Genomic DNA, 15,805 nt, shown 5'->3' with positions numbered 1-15,805 from the left:
CTCATGGTGTTGCAGGGCAGCCGTCAGGCCGCCCCCAGGACTTGATTACAGATTCTGCGTGACGAACGAGAGCATCTGGTCGGCGGTGGAGATCACCTTGGAGTTCATCTCGTAGGCACGTTGAGTGGTGATCATGTTGACCATCTCCTCGACGGTGCTGACGTTGGAGGTTTCCAGGGTGCTCTGCAGGGTGGTGCCGAAACCGTTGAGGCCCGGGGTGCCGACTTGCGGCGCGCCGCTGGCGGCGGTTTCCAGGAACAGGTTGTTGCCCATGGCTTGCAGGCCGGCCGGGTTGATGAAATCGGCGGTCTGCAGGTTGCCGATCACTTGCGAGGCCGGGTTGCCAGCGGTGGTGATCGACACGGTGCCGTCCTGGCCCACGGTGAAGGTCTGGGCGTCGTTCGGGACGACGATTGCCGGCTCCAGGGCGAAGCCGTTGGCCGTCACGATCTGGCCGTTGGAGTCCAGGTGGAAGGTGCCGTCGCGGGTGTAGGACGTGGTGCCGTCCGGTTGCAGGATCTGGAAAAAACCGCGGCCGTTGATGGCCATGTCCAGCGGCTGCTCGGTGGTCTGCAGGCTGCCGGCGGTGAAGTTCTTCTGGGTGCCGACGATACGCACACCGGTACCCAGTTGCAGGCCCGACGGCAGTTCGCTGTCCTGGGTCGACTGGGCGCCAGGCTGACGCTTGATCTGATACAGCAGGTCCTGGAACTCGGCGCGGTCACGTTTGAAACCCGTGGTCGAAACGTTCGCCAGGTTGTTGGAAATGGTGGTCAGGTTAGTGTCCTGGGCGGACAGACCTGTTTTGGCAACCCACAGAGCCGGAAGCATTCGATTCTCCTCGTGCGCCTGTTTTACGGCGCGACGTACTGGTAATTAGCTGATCTGCAAGACCCGAGCCATGGCCTGGTCGTCTTCTTTGGCGGTGTTCATCATCTTGATGTGCAGCTCGAACTGCTTGGAGAGCGCCAGCACCGAAGTCATTTCCTCGACCGCGTTGACGTTGCTCGACTCAAGGAAACCCGAGACCAGTTGCACATTGGCGTCAGCCGGCGCCGGCTGGCCGTCCTTGGTCTGGATCGCACCGTCCAGGCCCTTGGTCATGTTCTTCAGGTCCGGGTTGACCAGCTTGATGCGGTCGACCTCGGCCATTACCCGCGGGCCTTCGCCCATGGCGCGGATGCTGATGGTGCCGTCCTGGCCGACTTCCACCTGCTGCTCCGGCGGCACGGCGATCGGACCGCCGTTGCCGATGACCGGCATGCCGTTGCCGGCGCGCAACACGCCCAATGCATCGATGTTCAGGCTGCCGGTACGCACGTAGCTTTCGCCGCCGTCCGGGGTCTGCACGGCGATCCAGCCGTTGCCGCTGACCGCCACATCGAGCTCGCGACCGGTTTCCACCAATGAGCCCGGGCTGAAATCGGTAGCCGGACGCTCGGACATGGCAAAGGCCCGCGCCGGAAAGCTGTCACCAAACACCGGCATCGAACGCGCCTGCTCCAGGTCGCGTTGAAAACCGTTGGTGGAGATGTTCGCCAGGTTGTTGGCATGCGCCTTCTGCGCCAGCGCATTCTGGCTGGCACCGGTCATGGCCACATAAAGGTACTTGTCCACAGTCTTTCCTCTGCATGTCGGACGTTTGCCGCCCACCGCTGTACTGCTGAGCCATAAGCAATAAGCGCACCAACTTGTTTTTCGGGCGCTCGGAGGCAGGAAATCCGGGAACTTGAGGACGTTCGGGGGAAATGCGGCGATTGTGTCAAAGACGAAAAACCGGCGCCGATATGCCGCTTACGGCAAGGCCCGGCCTCCATGACATGCCTCTGTAGCCGCTGCCGCAGGATGTGATCGGCTGCGCCGCAAGCGCCCAACCCGAGCCCGCGATCTGGCCCGAGTAATGCGCTGCCAGCCTTGCTGGCTCGGCAGCGGCTACAGGTTCAGCTTTCGTCGACGCTTTTGCCGACTTCGTATTCGCGCAGCTTGTTGGCGATGGTGGTGTGCGAGACGCCCAGGCGCTTGCCCAGTTGGCGGCTGCTGGGGTGTTCGGAATACAGGCGCTCGAGCACGGCCTTTTCGAAGCGCCCGACGATGGCGTCGAGGCCGCCTTCCAGGGAGAAGTCGCCAAGGGGTTGGCGCACGCCGTAGTCCGGCAGGCGAATGTGCTCGGCCTTGACCGTGCCGCCGTCGCACAGCGACACCGCCTGGAACAGCACGTTTTCCAACTGCCGCACGTTGCCCGGCCAGTGGTAATGGCTGAGACGCTCCATGGCCGCCGGCGCCAGTTTCGGCAAGGCGCAGCCGATCTGCCGGCTGGCCTGATCGAGGAAATGCTCCACCAACGGCGTCAGGCCATCCAGGCATTCGCGCAGGGGCGGAATATGCAGCGACAGCACATTGAGCCGGTGGTACAGGTCCTGGCGGAATTCGCCGCGGGCGCACAGCTCGGACAGGTCGACCTGAGTCGCGCAAATCACCCGCACGTCCAGGTACACCTCTTCGTCGCTACCGACCCGGCGGAAGCAGCCGTCCTGCAGAAAGCGCAGGAGCTTGACCTGCAAGCGCGGGCTCATCTCCCCCACCCCATCGAGGAACAGCGTGCCGCCGGCCGTCAGTTCCAACAGCCCGAGCTTGCCTTCGGCCCGGGCACCCTCGAAGGCGCCCGGGCCGTAGCCGAACAGTTCGGTCTCGGCCATGGACTCCGGCAAGCCGGCGCAGTTGAGCGCCATCAGCGGTGACTGCCCGCGCGGGCTGGCCAGGTGGCAGGCGCGGGCCAGCAGTTCCTTGCCGGTGCCGGTTTCGCCTTCGATCAACAGCGGCGCATCCAGCGGCGCCATGCGCCGTGCTTCACGCACCACCGCGGCCATGACTTTCGAGCTCTGGAAAATACTGTCGAACCCGCGCAGCTCCTGCTTGCGCACGTTGTAGATGCGCTCGCCGACCCGGTCCGCGCGGTGCAACGTCAGCACCGCGCCGGCCATGGCCTCGCTGTCGTCGTGTTCCGATTGCAGCGGCGCGATATCCGCCAGAAACACGTCGCCCTTGACCTTGACCCGCAGCCCGTTGATCCGTGACTTGTTGGCCCGCACCAGTTCCGGCAGATCGAAGTCCTCGGCATAACGCGACAGCGGAATCCCCGGCACCTCGTCCACCCGCACACCGAGCAACTGCGCCGCCGCGCGATTGGCGGCAACGATGGAACCGCCCATGTCGATGGACAGCACTGGAAACTCCAGCGCCCCGAGCAGCGCATTGAGCTCCATGTGTCGCCGCTCGCTGGGCATCAGCCCGACCCGCTTGACCCCGAACACCCCGGCAATCGACTCGAACTTCGGTCGCAGCGCCTGGAACTGCAGGTTGATCAGGTTCGGGCAATGCAGATAGATCGCGTTGCCGTGTTCGCCGCCCACCTCGCCGCGGGCGACGTTGATGCCGTACTCCACCAGCAGGTTGAGAATGTCGCGCAGGATGCCGATGCGATTCTGGCAGTGGACTTTGATACGCATATAAGGAGGGCCCGAAGCAGGTAATGGAGGACATGAACGCCGGAAAACGGCGCTTTTGACACCCCGCGGCACGAATTTTCTGCGGTGCGGCGCAGATAATCGTCAAGATTATGTGACAGCAGCCGGCCTTTTCAAATCGACTATTCTCAGTATTACCGGCCTTCCGGCATTTTCGTAACGAAAACTTTACGAATTTACCGTCAATGCGCCCATTACGTTCACGTCAACCTGCTGCACGGGCTGCCACCTTGGGTTATCTCTAGCGTCAACTGATAACAAGAACGCAGCCCCTGACAGGAGAGCAGCATGAAGCAGACGCAGTACGTGGCCCGCGAGCCCGACGCGCAAGGTTTTATCCACTACACCGACGAAGAACACGCGGTGTGGAACACCCTGATCACCCGTCAGTTGAAAGTGATCGAAGGGCGCGCGTGCCAGGAATACCTGGACGGCATCGAGAAACTCGGCCTGCCCCACGACCGCATCCCGCAGCTGGGCGAAATCAACCAGGTGCTGGGCGAGACCACCGGCTGGCAAGTGGCCCGGGTGCCGGCGCTGATCCCCTTCCAGACCTTCTTCGAATTGCTCGCCAGCAAGCAGTTTCCAGTCGCCACCTTTATCCGCACCCGCGAAGAACTGGACTACCTGCAAGAGCCGGACATCTTCCACGAGATCTTTGGCCACTGCCCGCTGCTGACCAATCCCTGGTTCGCCGAATTCACCCACACCTACGGCAAGCTCGGCCTGCAGGCCACCAAGGAAGAACGGGTGTACCTGGCGCGCCTGTACTGGATGACCATCGAGTTCGGCCTGCTGGACACCCCGCAAGGCCAGCGCATCTACGGCGGCGGCATCCTCTCCTCGCCCAAGGAAACCGTCTACAGCCTGTCGGACGTTCCGGAACACCAGGCCTTCGACCCGCTGGAAGCCATGCGCACCCCATACCGCATCGACATCCTGCAACCGATCTACTTTGTGCTGCCTAACCTCAAGCGCCTGTTCGACCTGGCCCATGAAGACATCATGGCCCTGGTGCACCAGGGCATGCAGCTGGGCCTGCACGCTCCCAAGTTTCCGCCCAAACCCAAGGCGGCCTGAGCCGGCAAGCCTCGCGTGCCGCCGGCAAAACCCGTATTTTCCAACAAGAATCCACTTCAGGAACCCACCATGACCGCTCTGAACCAAGCCCATTGCGAAGCCTGCCGCGCCGACGCGCCACACGTCAGCGACGAAGAACTGCCGGTACTGATCAAGCAGATCCCCGACTGGAACATCGAAGTGCGCGATGGCGTGATGCAGCTGGAAAAAGTCTTTCTGTTCAAAAACTTCAAGTTCGCCCTGGCATTCACCAACGCAATGGGTGAAATTTCCGAGGCGGAAGGTCATCATCCTGGCCTCCTCACCGAATGGGGCAAGGTCACCGTGACCTGGTGGAGCCACTCCATCAAGGGCCTGCACCGCAACGACTTCATCATGGCCGCCCGCACCGACGAAGTGGCCAAGACCGCAGAAGGACGCAAGTAATGCATTTCGACGCCATAGGCCGAGTACCCGGCGACCCGATTCTTGGCCTGATGGAGGCCTATGCGTCGGACAGCAACCCGCGCAAGTTCGACCTGGGCGTCGGCGTCTACAAGGATTCCCAGGGCCTGACGCCGATCCCGCAATCGGTGAAGCTGGCCGAACAGCGCCTGGTCGACCGCCAGACCACCAAGATCTACATCGGCGGCCATGGCGAACCGGCCTTCGGCAAGGCAATCAACGAACTGGTGCTGGGCGCCGACTCGAAACTGATTGCCCAGCAACGCGCCGGCGCCACCCAGACCCCGGGCGGCACTGGCGCCCTGCGCCTCAGCGCCGACTTCATCGCCCACTGCCTGCCGGGCCGTGGCGTGTGGTTGAGCAACCCGACCTGGCCGATCCACGAAACCATCTTTGCCGCCGCCGGCATCCAGGTCAGCCATTACCCCTACGTCGGCAGCGATAACCGCCTCGACGTCGAGGCCATGCTCGCGGCCCTGAACCTGGCGCCCAAGGGCGACGTGGTGCTGCTGCACGCCTGCTGCCACAACCCTACCGGTTTCGACCTGAGCCACGACGACTGGTACCGGGTACTGGACGTGGTGCGCAGCCGTAACCTGCTGCCGCTGATCGACTTCGCCTACCAGGGCTTCGGCGACGGCCTGGAGCAGGACGCCTGGGCGGTCCGGCTGTTCGCCGCCGAACTGCCCGAGCTGCTGGTCACCAGCTCCTGCTCGAAGAACTTCGGCCTGTACCGCGACCGTACCGGCGCGCTGATCGTCTGCACCCGCGACGCCGAAAAGCTGCTCGACGTGCGCAGCCAGCTCGCCCATATCGCCCGTAACCTGTGGTCCACCCCGCCGGATCACGGCGCCGCGGTGGTCGCCACCATCCTCGGCGACCCGGAGCTGAAAAGCCTCTGGGCCGACGAAGTGGAAGCCATGCGCCTGCGCATCGCACAGTTGCGCTCGGGCCTGGTGGAAGCGCTGCAACCCCATGGCCTGGCCGAGCGCTTCGCGCATATCGGCGTACAGCGCGGCATGTTCTCCTACACCGGCCTGACGCCGGAGCAGGTAGCCAAGCTGCGCGACCGGCACAGCGTGTACATGGTCGGCTCAGGCCGGGCCAACGTCGCCGGCATCGACGCCACCCGCCTGGACCTGCTGGCCGAGGCCATCGCCGACGTCTGCAAGGACTGAAAAAAACCATCGCGAGCAAGCTCGCTCCTACAGGGACCGCATGTCGTTCATACAGGCCTCCTGCAGGAGCGAGCTTGCTCGCGATGCTCTTCAAGAATCCCCACCCGATGAAACTCCTTTCATCCCAAAACCCCAGATAAAAATCTTTTTGTCATTTGCAGTGCTGTATCCTGCCCAAGCTTTTTAAAAGCGCGGATCTACCCAGCGATTTAAAAAACAGACCTTGCGAGGAGCAACGAACATGCACGAGATTCCTAATCTCCCCTTCCCAAGCCTGCACGAAACTGAGCAGACAACCCCGCAACAAGCCGGTGCCCAACAGCCCGAACCGAAAGAAGCCGCACCTGGCCGCAAGGCCGATAGCGAAGACTGACCGCATTACCCCAGACAGTGTGGAAAGCGCTCTTCGATGCGCTTTCCACACCGCCTGAAACCCGCCTTCGAGAACCGCCGCCATGACCGACGCCTTCAGCGAAACCCAAGCCAGCGTGCTGATCGGCACCGCCGAAAAAATGATCGAGATCTGGAACCACCTGTCCCCGGAAAAACAGGCCGCCCTGCTGGCCCGCTTCGGCACCCAGGAAAACGCCCTGGCCGCCCTGGTCACCACCCAACTGCTGGCCCCTTCGCACGCCTGACCCCGCCCCCGGTAAAAACTTGCGGCTGCCGGTCAATTTCTCCACCTGAATCGTTTCAACCCTCGGTATCATAAGCAGCCTATCTATTCTGCCCGTGCCCGTGGACCTTTCCCCATGCCAGATACCCAGCGCCCTTTGGCGGTCACGCTGCAAGTCGTTTCCATCGTCCTCTTCACCTTTATCGGCTACCTGAACATCGGCATTCCCCTGGCCGTGCTGCCGGGTTACGTGCACAGCGAACTGGGCTTCGGCGCGGTGATCGCCGGCCTGGTGATCAGCGTGCAATACCTGGCGACCCTGCTCAGCCGCCCCTATGCCGGGAAAATCATCGACAACCTGGGCAGCAAGCGCGCGGTGATGTACGGCCTGGCGGGTTGCGGCCTGAGCGGGGTGTTCATGCTGCTGTCGGCGTGGCTGCACAGCCTGCCGATGCTGAGCCTGATCAGCCTGCTGATCGGCCGGCTGGTGCTCGGCAGCGCCGAGAGCCTGGTGGGGTCGGGTTCCATCGGCTGGGGCATCGGTCGGGTCGGCGCGCAGAACACCGCCAAGGTGATTTCCTGGAACGGCATCGCCAGCTACGGCGCGCTGGCCGTTGGCGCGCCGCTGGGGGTATTGCTGGTGAACCGCCTGGGGCTGTGGAGCATGGGCGTGAGCATCATCCTGCTGGCGATCCTCGGCCTGGCGCTGGCCTGGCCGAAACTCGCGGCGCCGATCGTCGCCGGCGAGCGCCTGCCGTTCATGCATGTGCTGGGCCGCGTCTTCCCCCATGGCTGCGGCCTGGCCCTGGGCTCCATCGGCTTTGGCACCATCGCCACCTTCATCACCCTGTATTACGCCACCCAGCACTGGGCCAACGCGGTGCTCTGCCTGAGCCTGTTCGGCGCCAGCTTTATCGGTGCGCGGCTGCTGTTCGGCAACCTGATCAACCGCCTCGGCGGCTTTCGCGTGGCGATCGCCTGCCTGTCGGTGGAAACCCTCGGCCTGCTGCTGTTGTGGCTGGCGCCGGACGCCAACTGGGCCCTGGCCGGCGCGGCGTTGAGCGGCTTCGGCTTCTCCCTGGTGTTCCCGGCGCTTGGGGTGGAAGCGGTCAACCTGGTGCCCGCCTCCAGCCGCGGCGCGGCGGTGGGCGCCTACTCGCTGTTCATCGACCTGTCGCTGGGTATCACCGGGCCGCTGGCCGGGGCCATTGCCGCCGGCTTCGGCTTCGCCTCGATCTTCCTGTTCGCCGCCCTCGCCGCCTGCAGCGGCTTGCTGCTGAGCTTGTACCTGTACCGCCAGGCGCCGAGGTACCGCGAAGAGCGCGACGCCGCCTAGAAGTCGACCTTGCCGCGCCCGGCCTTGATATTCCCGCGCTTGCTCTTGGCCTCCAGGCGCCGGGTCTTCGAGCCGAGGGTCGGTTTGGTCGGCCGGCGCTTCTTTTCCACCTTGGTGGCACCGAGGATCAACTCCACCAGGCGCTCCAGGGCATCTGCGCGGTTCTGTTCCTGGGTCCGGTATTGCTGGGCCTTGATGACGATCACCCCGTCGCTGGTGATGCGGCTGTCGCGCAGCGCCAGCAGCCGCTCCTTGTAGAAAGGCGGCAAGGACGAGGCCGGAATGTCGAAGCGCAGGTGCACCGCGCTGGAGACCTTGTTGACGTTCTGCCCGCCCGCGCCCTGGGCGCGAATGGCGCTCAACTCGATCTCGGCATCCGGCAGCTGCACGTTGTTGGAAATCACCAGCATGGAAATGGGTCCGCTTTCAGGGCGCCTAGGATACCGCGAATTGCATGATCCCCCGTAGGAGCGAGGCTTGCCCGCGATCCGCGAAGCGGCCATCCAGCGCGTTGCCGGAACGGACGCTATCGCGAGCAAGCTCGCTCCTACAAAGCACACCCACAAAAAACCCGGCCGGAGCCGGGTTTGTTGTTGCTGCGCGCCGCTTACTTCAGCGAAGCATTGGCCACCTGCAAGTTGTCCTGGGCGCTGCGCTTGTTCTTGATGTAGTAGCAGACCCACATGAACACGACCCACACCGGAATCGCGTACACCGAGATCTGGATGCCCGGGATCATCAACATGATGCCGAGGATGAACACCACGAACGCCAGGCAGATGTAGTTGCCGTAGGGGTACCACAGCGCCTTGAACAGCGGCGTCTGGCCGGTGCGGTTCATGTGCTGGCGGAACTTGAAGTGCGAGTAGCTGATCATCGCCCAGTTGATCACCAGGGTCGCGACCACCAGCGACATCAAGAGCTCCAGCGCATGCTGCGGGATCAGGTAGTTGAGCACCACCGCGACGAAGGTCACCAGCGCCGAGGCCAGGATCGACATCACCGGCACGCCGCGCTTGTCGATCTTCGCCAGGGCTTTCGGCGCGTCGCCCTGCTCGGCCATGCCCAGGAGCATGCGGCTGTTGCAGTAGGTGCCGCTGTTGTACACCGACAAGGCCGCGGTCAGGACCACGAAGTTGAGGATGTGCGCCGCGGTATTGCTGCCCAGCATCGAGAACACCTGGACGAATGGGCTGCCGCTGTAGGCATCGCCGGAGGCGTTGAGGGTCGCCAGCAGGCTGTCCCATGGGGTCAGGGACAACAGCACCACCAAAGCACCGATGTAGAAAATCAGGATGCGGTAGATCACCTGGTTGATCGCTTTGGGGATCACGGTCTTCGGCTTGTCGGCCTCGGCCGCGGTGAACCCGAGCATCTCCAGGCCGCCGAAGGAAAACATGATGATCGCCATGGCCATCACCAGGCCGCTGACGCCGTTGGGGAAGAACCCGCCGTGTTCCCACAGGTTGCTCACCGAAGCCTGCGGGCCGCCGTGACCGCTGACCAGCAGGTAGCTGCCCAGGGCGATCATGCCGACGATAGCCACCACCTTGATGATCGCGAACCAGAACTCGGCCTCGCCGAAGACTTTGACGTTGGCCAGGTTGATCAGGTTGATCAGCACGAAAAACGCCGCGGCCGAAGCCCAGGTCGGCACGTCCGGCCACCAGTAGTGCACGTACTTGCCGACCGCTGTGAGCTCCGACATGCCCACCAGGATGTACAGGATCCAGCAGTTCCAGCCCGACAGGAAGCCGGCGAAACCGCCCCAGTACTTGTGCGCGAAATGGCTGAAGGAACCGGCCACCGGCTCTTCGACAATCATCTCGCCGAGCTGGCGCATGATCATGAAGGCGATGAAGCCGCAGATGGCGTAACCCAGGATCATCGACGGCCCGGCGGATTTCAGCACGCCGGCCGAGCCCAGGAACAATCCGGTACCGATCGCGCCGCCCAGGGCGATCAGTTGAATATGGCGATTTTTCAGGCCGCGTTTCAGCTCGCCTGAATGCGGGTTTTGTCCACTCATGAAAGGGTCTCACGCAAGGTTTGATGATGTTCGATAGACGTTGCAGCCGACAGCAGGCTTAAGCAGCGCGGATCAAACCCCAGCGCAGGCACCAGGAGTCCAGCGTTTGTTTAACGGTCATGCGTCACCTGTTTGTTTTTATCTGTGACGAAATCGAACCCACCACGCTTGTGACGCGGCGGAGTGAACAAGGCGGATAGCCTTGAGATTATTGGCCTTGGGAGCGGGTTTCGCGCCGTCGGAGCCCTGGGCTCGTCACGCGTCGAAAGCCGTCGTTGAGGCGCAAAATGCGCGGATACGCAGTTGGGTCACAGTTAAAACGCCGCGCATTGTACACCCCTGACTCCCTGCCGCCAGACGCGGCGTGTCAGCGCGTCGGAAGCCGGAATCCCATGGGGCCTGCTCGATGGCAGGCATCGGCGGCAAGGTTCGGGACAGCCCCGTCGGGGGTGTCGATGAAGGCGCGACAAGGATCGCCCTTCATGGAGAGTCGGTTGAGGTGAGCCATGGCGTTCGTTGCGCCTCCTTCTTGTTATGCACCTGCACACAGGCATGGGCTGCATGACACCTGCCTTGAGCCCACGGAACAAGCGGGTTTCCGGCAGACGCCAAGCGTTCCCGGGGCATCGCCGGCAGGTTTTTCTTACAGCGCTCGCCAAGGCTCGATTCCCTGCCCGGACAAGGTGTTTTTCGTAAGGTTTTCTTTACGCGTCGGAACGTATTTTTTCCACTTCAGATCGGCGCCAGCGGCGACTGCAAATTGACTACCCACGTTTTTTTACCTGTCTGCCTGCTCAGCTTTTTGTTTTTTCTCGATAATTTCTTCGCACAAAAACAGAACAAAAAGTTCAATAAAAATAATTCAATTATTTTTTTGCATTCCAAAAAACCCTGGACTAGGTTTCCAGCCACTTGCCAGGCCACAAGCCGGCAAGCCGAACGGCGCGGATTTTCCCGTATTGCGCAGCCCTTCCCCGGGAACGCCCGAGCCGTTTCACCGACTGCTTTCTATCCGAAAAGTCATCTAGGAGATTCGCCATGCAAGCACTGGAAAAAGACTTGGACACTGAACTGCAACTGGACGATTGGTTTGAAGCAGCGACCCATGAGGCCGCGGTGGAAATGATGCAAGCCGACGCGGTGGTACCGTTCGGCACGGCGATGTGGCCTTTGTAAACAGGCCATAGGGCGGGAGCGGCCCGGCGGCCGCCCCTGCCTCCATTCGCTGGCTCCCTGGGAGGGTCCATGGACAACACCGCAGCCATCCGGCATTTCCTTTACTACCTCGAACACCACCCGGCCCTGACTGGCCGGCAGCACGCCAAGGTCCTGATCGGCCACACCGCCGACTACACCGCCACCAGCGCCGCCATTCTCGAGCAGGCCCGCGAGCCCTTCGGTTTCACCGCCCTGCGCCTCGACCAGGAGCCCACCCCGGTGCTGGCCCAGGCCATCGAGGACTGCGATCTCTACATCTTTTTCTACGACTCCTCGACCCTAACGCCACCGCGCCCACAAGGTCCGGCGTTCATCCAGGCGCTGCAAGCCGTGATGGCCGAGAACTGGAAGAAATCGCTGCTGTTCAAGGACTACGGGGACTATTTCTACGACACTTTCAGCGTCGAGCCGCAACGCATCGCCGAGCTCAACGCCACCCTGATCGGCTATATGTCCCAGGCCACCACCCTGAGCTTTCACGACGACCACGGCTCGTACTTCGACACGCCGCTGAGCAGCATCAGGAAATGGACCAACATCAATGGCGTGGGCAACTACGACCTGGCGCCGGGCGAAGTCGCCAGCCACAGCGAAGCCATCAACGGCCGGGTGAAATTCGTCGGCACCTTCCTCGGCACCATTCCCTTCGCGCGCAAGTACGGCGTGCTGCAATCGCCCCTGGAGCTGTGGATCGAGAACTCCACCATCACCCGGATCGCCACCGACGTGCCGGGGCTGGAGGACGACTTCAACAAGTACCTGGACGCCAACCCGTCCAACCGCCGCATCGAGGAGCTGGGCATCGGCACCAACGAAGGGGTGAAAGCGCTGTATGCACGCAACTCGGGCTTCGAGGAGCGCCATTGCGGCCTGCACCTGGGGCTGGGCGGCGGCGCCAAGGGCAGCCACCACCTGGACCTGATCTTCGCCGGCGGGGTGCTGGCGCTGGACGACAAGCCGGTGTTCGATGGGCGGTTTGCGTTCTGAGCCGGGGACGGTGGCGATAGGGATAACGCCATCGTGAGCAAGCTCGCTCCTACAGGGATTCCCGGCTTCGCCACACAACCCTGTAGCCGCTGGCGCAGCCGTTTGGCTTTCCCCAAAAAAAACGCCAACCCGAAGGTTGGCGTTGTTTATTGCGACTCAGCCCTTACTCAGGCTTGCGACGACCGAAGCCCGGACGCTGGCCGGAACCGGCCGGCGCGCCGCGGCGTTTGCCCGACGGCGCATCCTTGTCGACCAGGACGATGCCCGGACGCTTGGACTTCGGCGCCGGCTTGGCCGGACGCTTGGTGTCGATCGGGCGATCCGCCACTGGCGTACCGCGGCTCGACTCGCCCCGGCCGGCAGCCGGACGCGGAGCCCGTGGCGCACGTTCGCCATCCTGGCGCGGCGCGGGCTTGCGGCCCGGACGCTCGCCCTCGAGCTGCGGCTCGCGTCCCGGGCGCGGAGCACCGGCGGCAGGCGCGCCATGGGCAGGACGCAAGGTCCGCACGCGCTCGCCCTTGGCCATCGGCCGCGAGGATTTACGCTGCATGCGTTCCAGCTTGTCCTTGCTCTTGGCGTTCAGTTGCGGCATCGCCACCGGAGTCAGGCCAACCTCGGCACTGAGGATGTCCACTTCGTATTGGCTCATTTCGCGCCAGCGGCCCATCGGCAGGTCGGAGTTGAGGAACACCGGGCCGAAACGCACGCGCTTCAGGCGGCTGACCACCAGGCCCTGGGATTCCCACAGGCGACGCACTTCACGGTTGCGGCCTTCCATCACCACGCAGTGGTACCAATGGTTGAAGCCTTCGCCGCCCGGAGCCTGCTGGATGTCGGTGAACTTGGCCGGGCCGTCTTCGAGCATCACGCCGGCTTTCAGGCGCTCGATCATCTCGTCGTCGACTTCGCCACGCACACGCACCGCGTACTCGCGGTCCATCTCGTAGGACGGGTGCATCAAGCGGTTGGCCAGCTCGCCGTCGGTGGTGAACATCAGCAAACCGGTGGTGTTGATGTCGAGACGGCCGATGTTGATCCAGCGGCCTTCTTTCGGACGCGGCAGCTTGTCGAACACCGTCGGACGGCCTTCCGGGTCGTCGCGGGTGCAGATCTCGCCATCGGGCTTGTTGTACATGATCACGCGGCGGACCGCTTCGGACGCTTCTTCGCGCTTGATCACCTTGCCATCGATCGAAATGGCGTCATGCAGGTCGACACGCAGGCCAAGGGTGGCGGCGACGCCATTGACCTTGATCCGGCCCTGGCTGATCCAGGACTCCACGTCGCGGCGCGAGCCGACGCCGATACGGGCGAGGACTTTCTGCAGCTTTTCGCCTGCCGGAGCTATTTCCTGGTGGTCTTTCTGGTCTTCATTCATCTGGGCACCTCCCGGTGTATCGATTCAGGCTAGAGCGGCCTGAACGGTCTTAAAAACAGGTCTTGTGGCGAAGGGATCGCCAAAGGGTCGCGAATCATACGCTCATGGCGCCGGTTGCGCATCAGAGACTAGCCGATAACCGGCAGTCGGCCGATTTTTCCGCTGGCCGGATAGGTGGTGCAGGAGCGAGCGATCGACGACGCTGGGGTACATCTGGCACATCGCATCAACCTTCATCGCGAGCAAGCTTCGCTCCTACACAAGCCCGGGGCTGGCTCAATCGTCTTCCCACTGGCGTCTTTCGTTCTCGATGGCCTCGGCCAGCGCCCGGGCTTCGGCCTCTTCGTCGCTCAGCTCCGGAGCCGGCGGTTCCAGCGCCGCCACGGCGGCCAGCAGCTTGGCCCGGGCTTCGGCGACGCCCAATACATCGTTCTCGGCGTCTTGCCCTTGATCGTCGTCGGCATCCGCTTCGAGTTCGGACTCGTGCTCGATTTCAGGTTCCGCCTGAGCCTGGGCTTCAGTCTCGACCCCGCCCTCAACCTGCGTGTCGGCAAGCCAGCCAGCCTCGGACGACTCGAGCGCGCCATCGCGATGCAGGTCGTCGAAATCGGTCTTGATCCCCTCTTCCATCGAGTCCAGTTCCAGCAGCAAGGTGTGGAAGCTGGTTTCTTCCTTCGCCTCTTCCGGCTCGGCGCTGGCGTCGGCCAGGGCTTGCAGGTTGTCGGGCACCGGAGCGTCGTCGAAATCGAGGACCGGCTCGGTTTCCATCTCCCGCAGCTCGGCCAGCGGCGGCAGGTCGTCGAGGTTCTGCAAATTGAAGTGATCGAGAAACGCCTTGGTGGTGGCGAACATCGCCGGCTTGCCCGGCACGTCGCGGTAACCGACCACACGAATCCACTCGCGCTCCAGCAGGGTCTTGACGATCTGGCTGTTGACCGCCACGCCACGCACATCCTCGATCTCGCCGCGGGTGATCGGCTGGCGATAGGCGATCAGCGCCAGGGTCTCCAGCATCGCCCGCGAGTAACGCTGGGGCCGTTCTTCCCACAGGCGACCGACCCAGGGCGCGAACTTTTCCCGCACCTGCAGGCGATACCCCGAGGCCACTTCCTTGAGTTCGAAGGCCCGGCCTTCGCAGGATTTGCCGAGAATCGTCAGCGCTTTCTTGAAGACCGCCGGGTCCGGCCGCTCGCCTTCCTCGAAAAGCTCGAACAGACGTTCCATCGATTGCGGTTTTCCCGAGGCCAACAGAAAGGCTTCAAGCAGCGGCGCCAGCTCGCGGGGTTCACTCAAATTCATTGTTTTAGCTCGTTATTCGGCTCGCGCCCGCACATGGATTGCCGCAAACGGCTCATTCTGAACCAGCTCGACCAGGGATTCCTTGACCAGCTCGAGGATCGCCATGAAGGTCACCACCACCCCCAGGCGCCCCTCCTCCGCGGTGAACAGTTCGACAAAAGGCACAAAACCGCCGCCCTTGAGACGCTCCAGCACATCGCTCATGCGTTCCCGGGTCGACAGCGCCTCGCGACTGACCTGATGGCTCTCGAACATGTCACCACGGCGCAGCACTTCGGCCATGGACATCAACACCTCTTCCAGGGCGACGTCCGGCAGCAGCTTGCGCGCCCGGGCCTCCGGGGCGTCGAGCTTGGGCACTATCACATCGCGACCGACCCGGCTCAGGCCATCGATGCCTTCGGCAGCGGCCTTGAAACGCTCGTATTCCTGCAAGCGGCGGATCAATTCGGCGCGCGGGTCTTCCTCGTCCTCTTCCACCTCGGCCGAGCGCGGCAACAACATGCGCGACTTGATCTCGGCGAGCATGGCCGCCATCACCAGGTATTCGGCGGCCAGTTCCAGGCGCACCGACTGCATCAACTCGACATAGCCCATGTACTGGCGGGTGATTTCCGCCACCGGGATATCGAGGATATTGATGTTCTGTTTGCGGATCAGGTACAGCAGCAGGTCGAGCGGGCCTTCAAAGGCTTCGAGAAAGACTTCCAGGGCGT

16 protein-coding genes are annotated in these 15,805 nt (G+C 63.1%); 8 read left to right on the top strand and 8 right to left on the bottom strand.

Annotated elements, in window-relative coordinates; all coding sequences use genetic code 11:
- Positions 1–45: 45 nt before the first annotated feature.
- The 3 genes from flgG to BTN82_RS07520 form a co-directional block, all read right to left on the bottom strand.
- Positions 46–831, bottom strand: coding sequence for a flagellar basal-body rod protein FlgG (gene flgG / locus BTN82_RS07530; RefSeq protein ID WP_075118532.1), 786 nt, complete (start codon positions 829–831; stop codon positions 46–48).
- 45 nt (positions 832–876) lie between these two features.
- Positions 877–1,617, bottom strand: a complete 741-nt coding sequence (locus BTN82_RS07525; protein WP_075118531.1) for a flagellar basal body rod protein FlgF — start codon at positions 1,615–1,617, stop codon at positions 877–879.
- 323 nt (positions 1,618–1,940) lie between these two features.
- Entirely contained in the window at positions 1,941–3,506 is a 1,566-nt protein-coding gene (locus BTN82_RS07520) for a sigma-54-dependent transcriptional regulator (RefSeq protein WP_075118530.1), read from the bottom strand.
- Positions 3,507–3,812: 306 nt separating this feature from the next.
- Between BTN82_RS07520 and phhA the strand changes: the two genes are divergently transcribed.
- From phhA to BTN82_RS07495, 6 genes are all read left to right on the top strand, one after another.
- A complete protein-coding gene (gene phhA, locus BTN82_RS07515) occupies positions 3,813–4,604 on the top strand; it encodes a phenylalanine 4-monooxygenase (protein WP_075118529.1) in 792 nt (263 codons plus the stop codon).
- A 69-nt stretch (positions 4,605–4,673) separates the two neighbouring features.
- The gene (locus tag BTN82_RS07510; protein ID WP_075118528.1) at positions 4,674–5,030 is read left to right on the top strand and encodes a 4a-hydroxytetrahydrobiopterin dehydratase; all 357 of its coding nucleotides are present in this window, start codon (positions 4,674–4,676) and stop codon (positions 5,028–5,030) included.
- Positions 5,030–6,226: an amino acid aminotransferase gene (locus tag BTN82_RS07505; RefSeq protein ID WP_075118527.1), complete on the top strand. Its 1,197-nt coding sequence runs from the start codon at positions 5,030–5,032 to the stop codon at positions 6,224–6,226. Before BTN82_RS07510 ends, BTN82_RS07505 begins: the two co-directional genes overlap by 1 nt.
- A gap of 241 nt (positions 6,227–6,467) precedes the next feature.
- Positions 6,468–6,599, top strand: a complete 132-nt coding sequence (locus tag BTN82_RS31470) for a hypothetical protein (RefSeq protein ID WP_261792940.1) — start codon at positions 6,468–6,470, stop codon at positions 6,597–6,599.
- 82 nt (positions 6,600–6,681) lie between these two features.
- On the top strand, positions 6,682–6,864 hold the full coding sequence (locus tag BTN82_RS07500) for a hypothetical protein (protein WP_075118526.1): 183 nt from the start codon (positions 6,682–6,684) through the stop codon (positions 6,862–6,864).
- Between the two features lie 114 nt (positions 6,865–6,978).
- On the top strand, positions 6,979–8,178 hold the full coding sequence (locus tag BTN82_RS07495; RefSeq protein ID WP_075118525.1) for an MFS transporter: 1,200 nt from the start codon (positions 6,979–6,981) through the stop codon (positions 8,176–8,178).
- Here BTN82_RS07495 and arfB read toward each other — a convergent pair.
- The gene (arfB, locus tag BTN82_RS07490; protein WP_075118524.1) at positions 8,175–8,588 is read right to left on the bottom strand and encodes an alternative ribosome rescue aminoacyl-tRNA hydrolase ArfB; all 414 of its coding nucleotides are present in this window, start codon (positions 8,586–8,588) and stop codon (positions 8,175–8,177) included. The genes BTN82_RS07495 and arfB overlap by 4 nt on opposite strands.
- A gap of 197 nt (positions 8,589–8,785) precedes the next feature.
- Positions 8,786–10,207, bottom strand: coding sequence for an amino acid permease (locus BTN82_RS07485; RefSeq protein ID WP_075118523.1), 1,422 nt, complete (start codon positions 10,205–10,207; stop codon positions 8,786–8,788).
- 1,038 nt (positions 10,208–11,245) lie between these two features.
- On the opposite strand from BTN82_RS07485, the gene BTN82_RS31290 reads away from it, so the two are divergent.
- Both BTN82_RS31290 and BTN82_RS07480 read left to right on the top strand, forming a co-directional pair.
- Positions 11,246–11,383 carry a hypothetical protein gene (locus BTN82_RS31290; protein ID WP_007930088.1) on the top strand — a complete coding sequence of 46 codons (138 nt, stop codon included), beginning with the start codon at positions 11,246–11,248 and terminating at the stop codon, positions 11,381–11,383.
- A 69-nt stretch (positions 11,384–11,452) separates the two neighbouring features.
- Entirely contained in the window at positions 11,453–12,412 is a 960-nt protein-coding gene (locus BTN82_RS07480) for a leucyl aminopeptidase (RefSeq protein WP_075118522.1), read from the top strand.
- Between the two features lie 163 nt (positions 12,413–12,575).
- On the opposite strand, the gene rluB is transcribed toward BTN82_RS07480, so the two are convergent.
- The 3 genes from rluB to BTN82_RS07465 form a co-directional block, all read right to left on the bottom strand.
- Complete coding sequence (gene rluB, locus BTN82_RS07475; protein ID WP_075118521.1) at positions 12,576–13,790, bottom strand: 23S rRNA pseudouridine(2605) synthase RluB; 1,215 nt, start codon at positions 13,788–13,790, stop codon at positions 12,576–12,578.
- Positions 13,791–14,066: 276 nt separating this feature from the next.
- The gene (scpB, locus tag BTN82_RS07470; RefSeq protein ID WP_075118520.1) at positions 14,067–15,089 is read right to left on the bottom strand and encodes an SMC-Scp complex subunit ScpB; all 1,023 of its coding nucleotides are present in this window, start codon (positions 15,087–15,089) and stop codon (positions 14,067–14,069) included.
- Positions 15,090–15,101: 12 nt separating this feature from the next.
- Positions 15,102–15,800 carry a segregation and condensation protein A gene (locus BTN82_RS07465; protein ID WP_186828374.1) on the bottom strand — a complete coding sequence of 233 codons (699 nt, stop codon included), beginning with the start codon at positions 15,798–15,800 and terminating at the stop codon, positions 15,102–15,104.
- Positions 15,801–15,805 lie beyond the last annotated feature (5 nt).

It is taken from the genome of Pseudomonas chlororaphis, assembly GCF_001921865.1.
Classification (GTDB): Bacteria; Pseudomonadota; Gammaproteobacteria; order Pseudomonadales; family Pseudomonadaceae; genus Aquipseudomonas; species Aquipseudomonas chlororaphis_D.
This window is presented reverse-complemented; position numbering and strand designations above follow the sequence as displayed.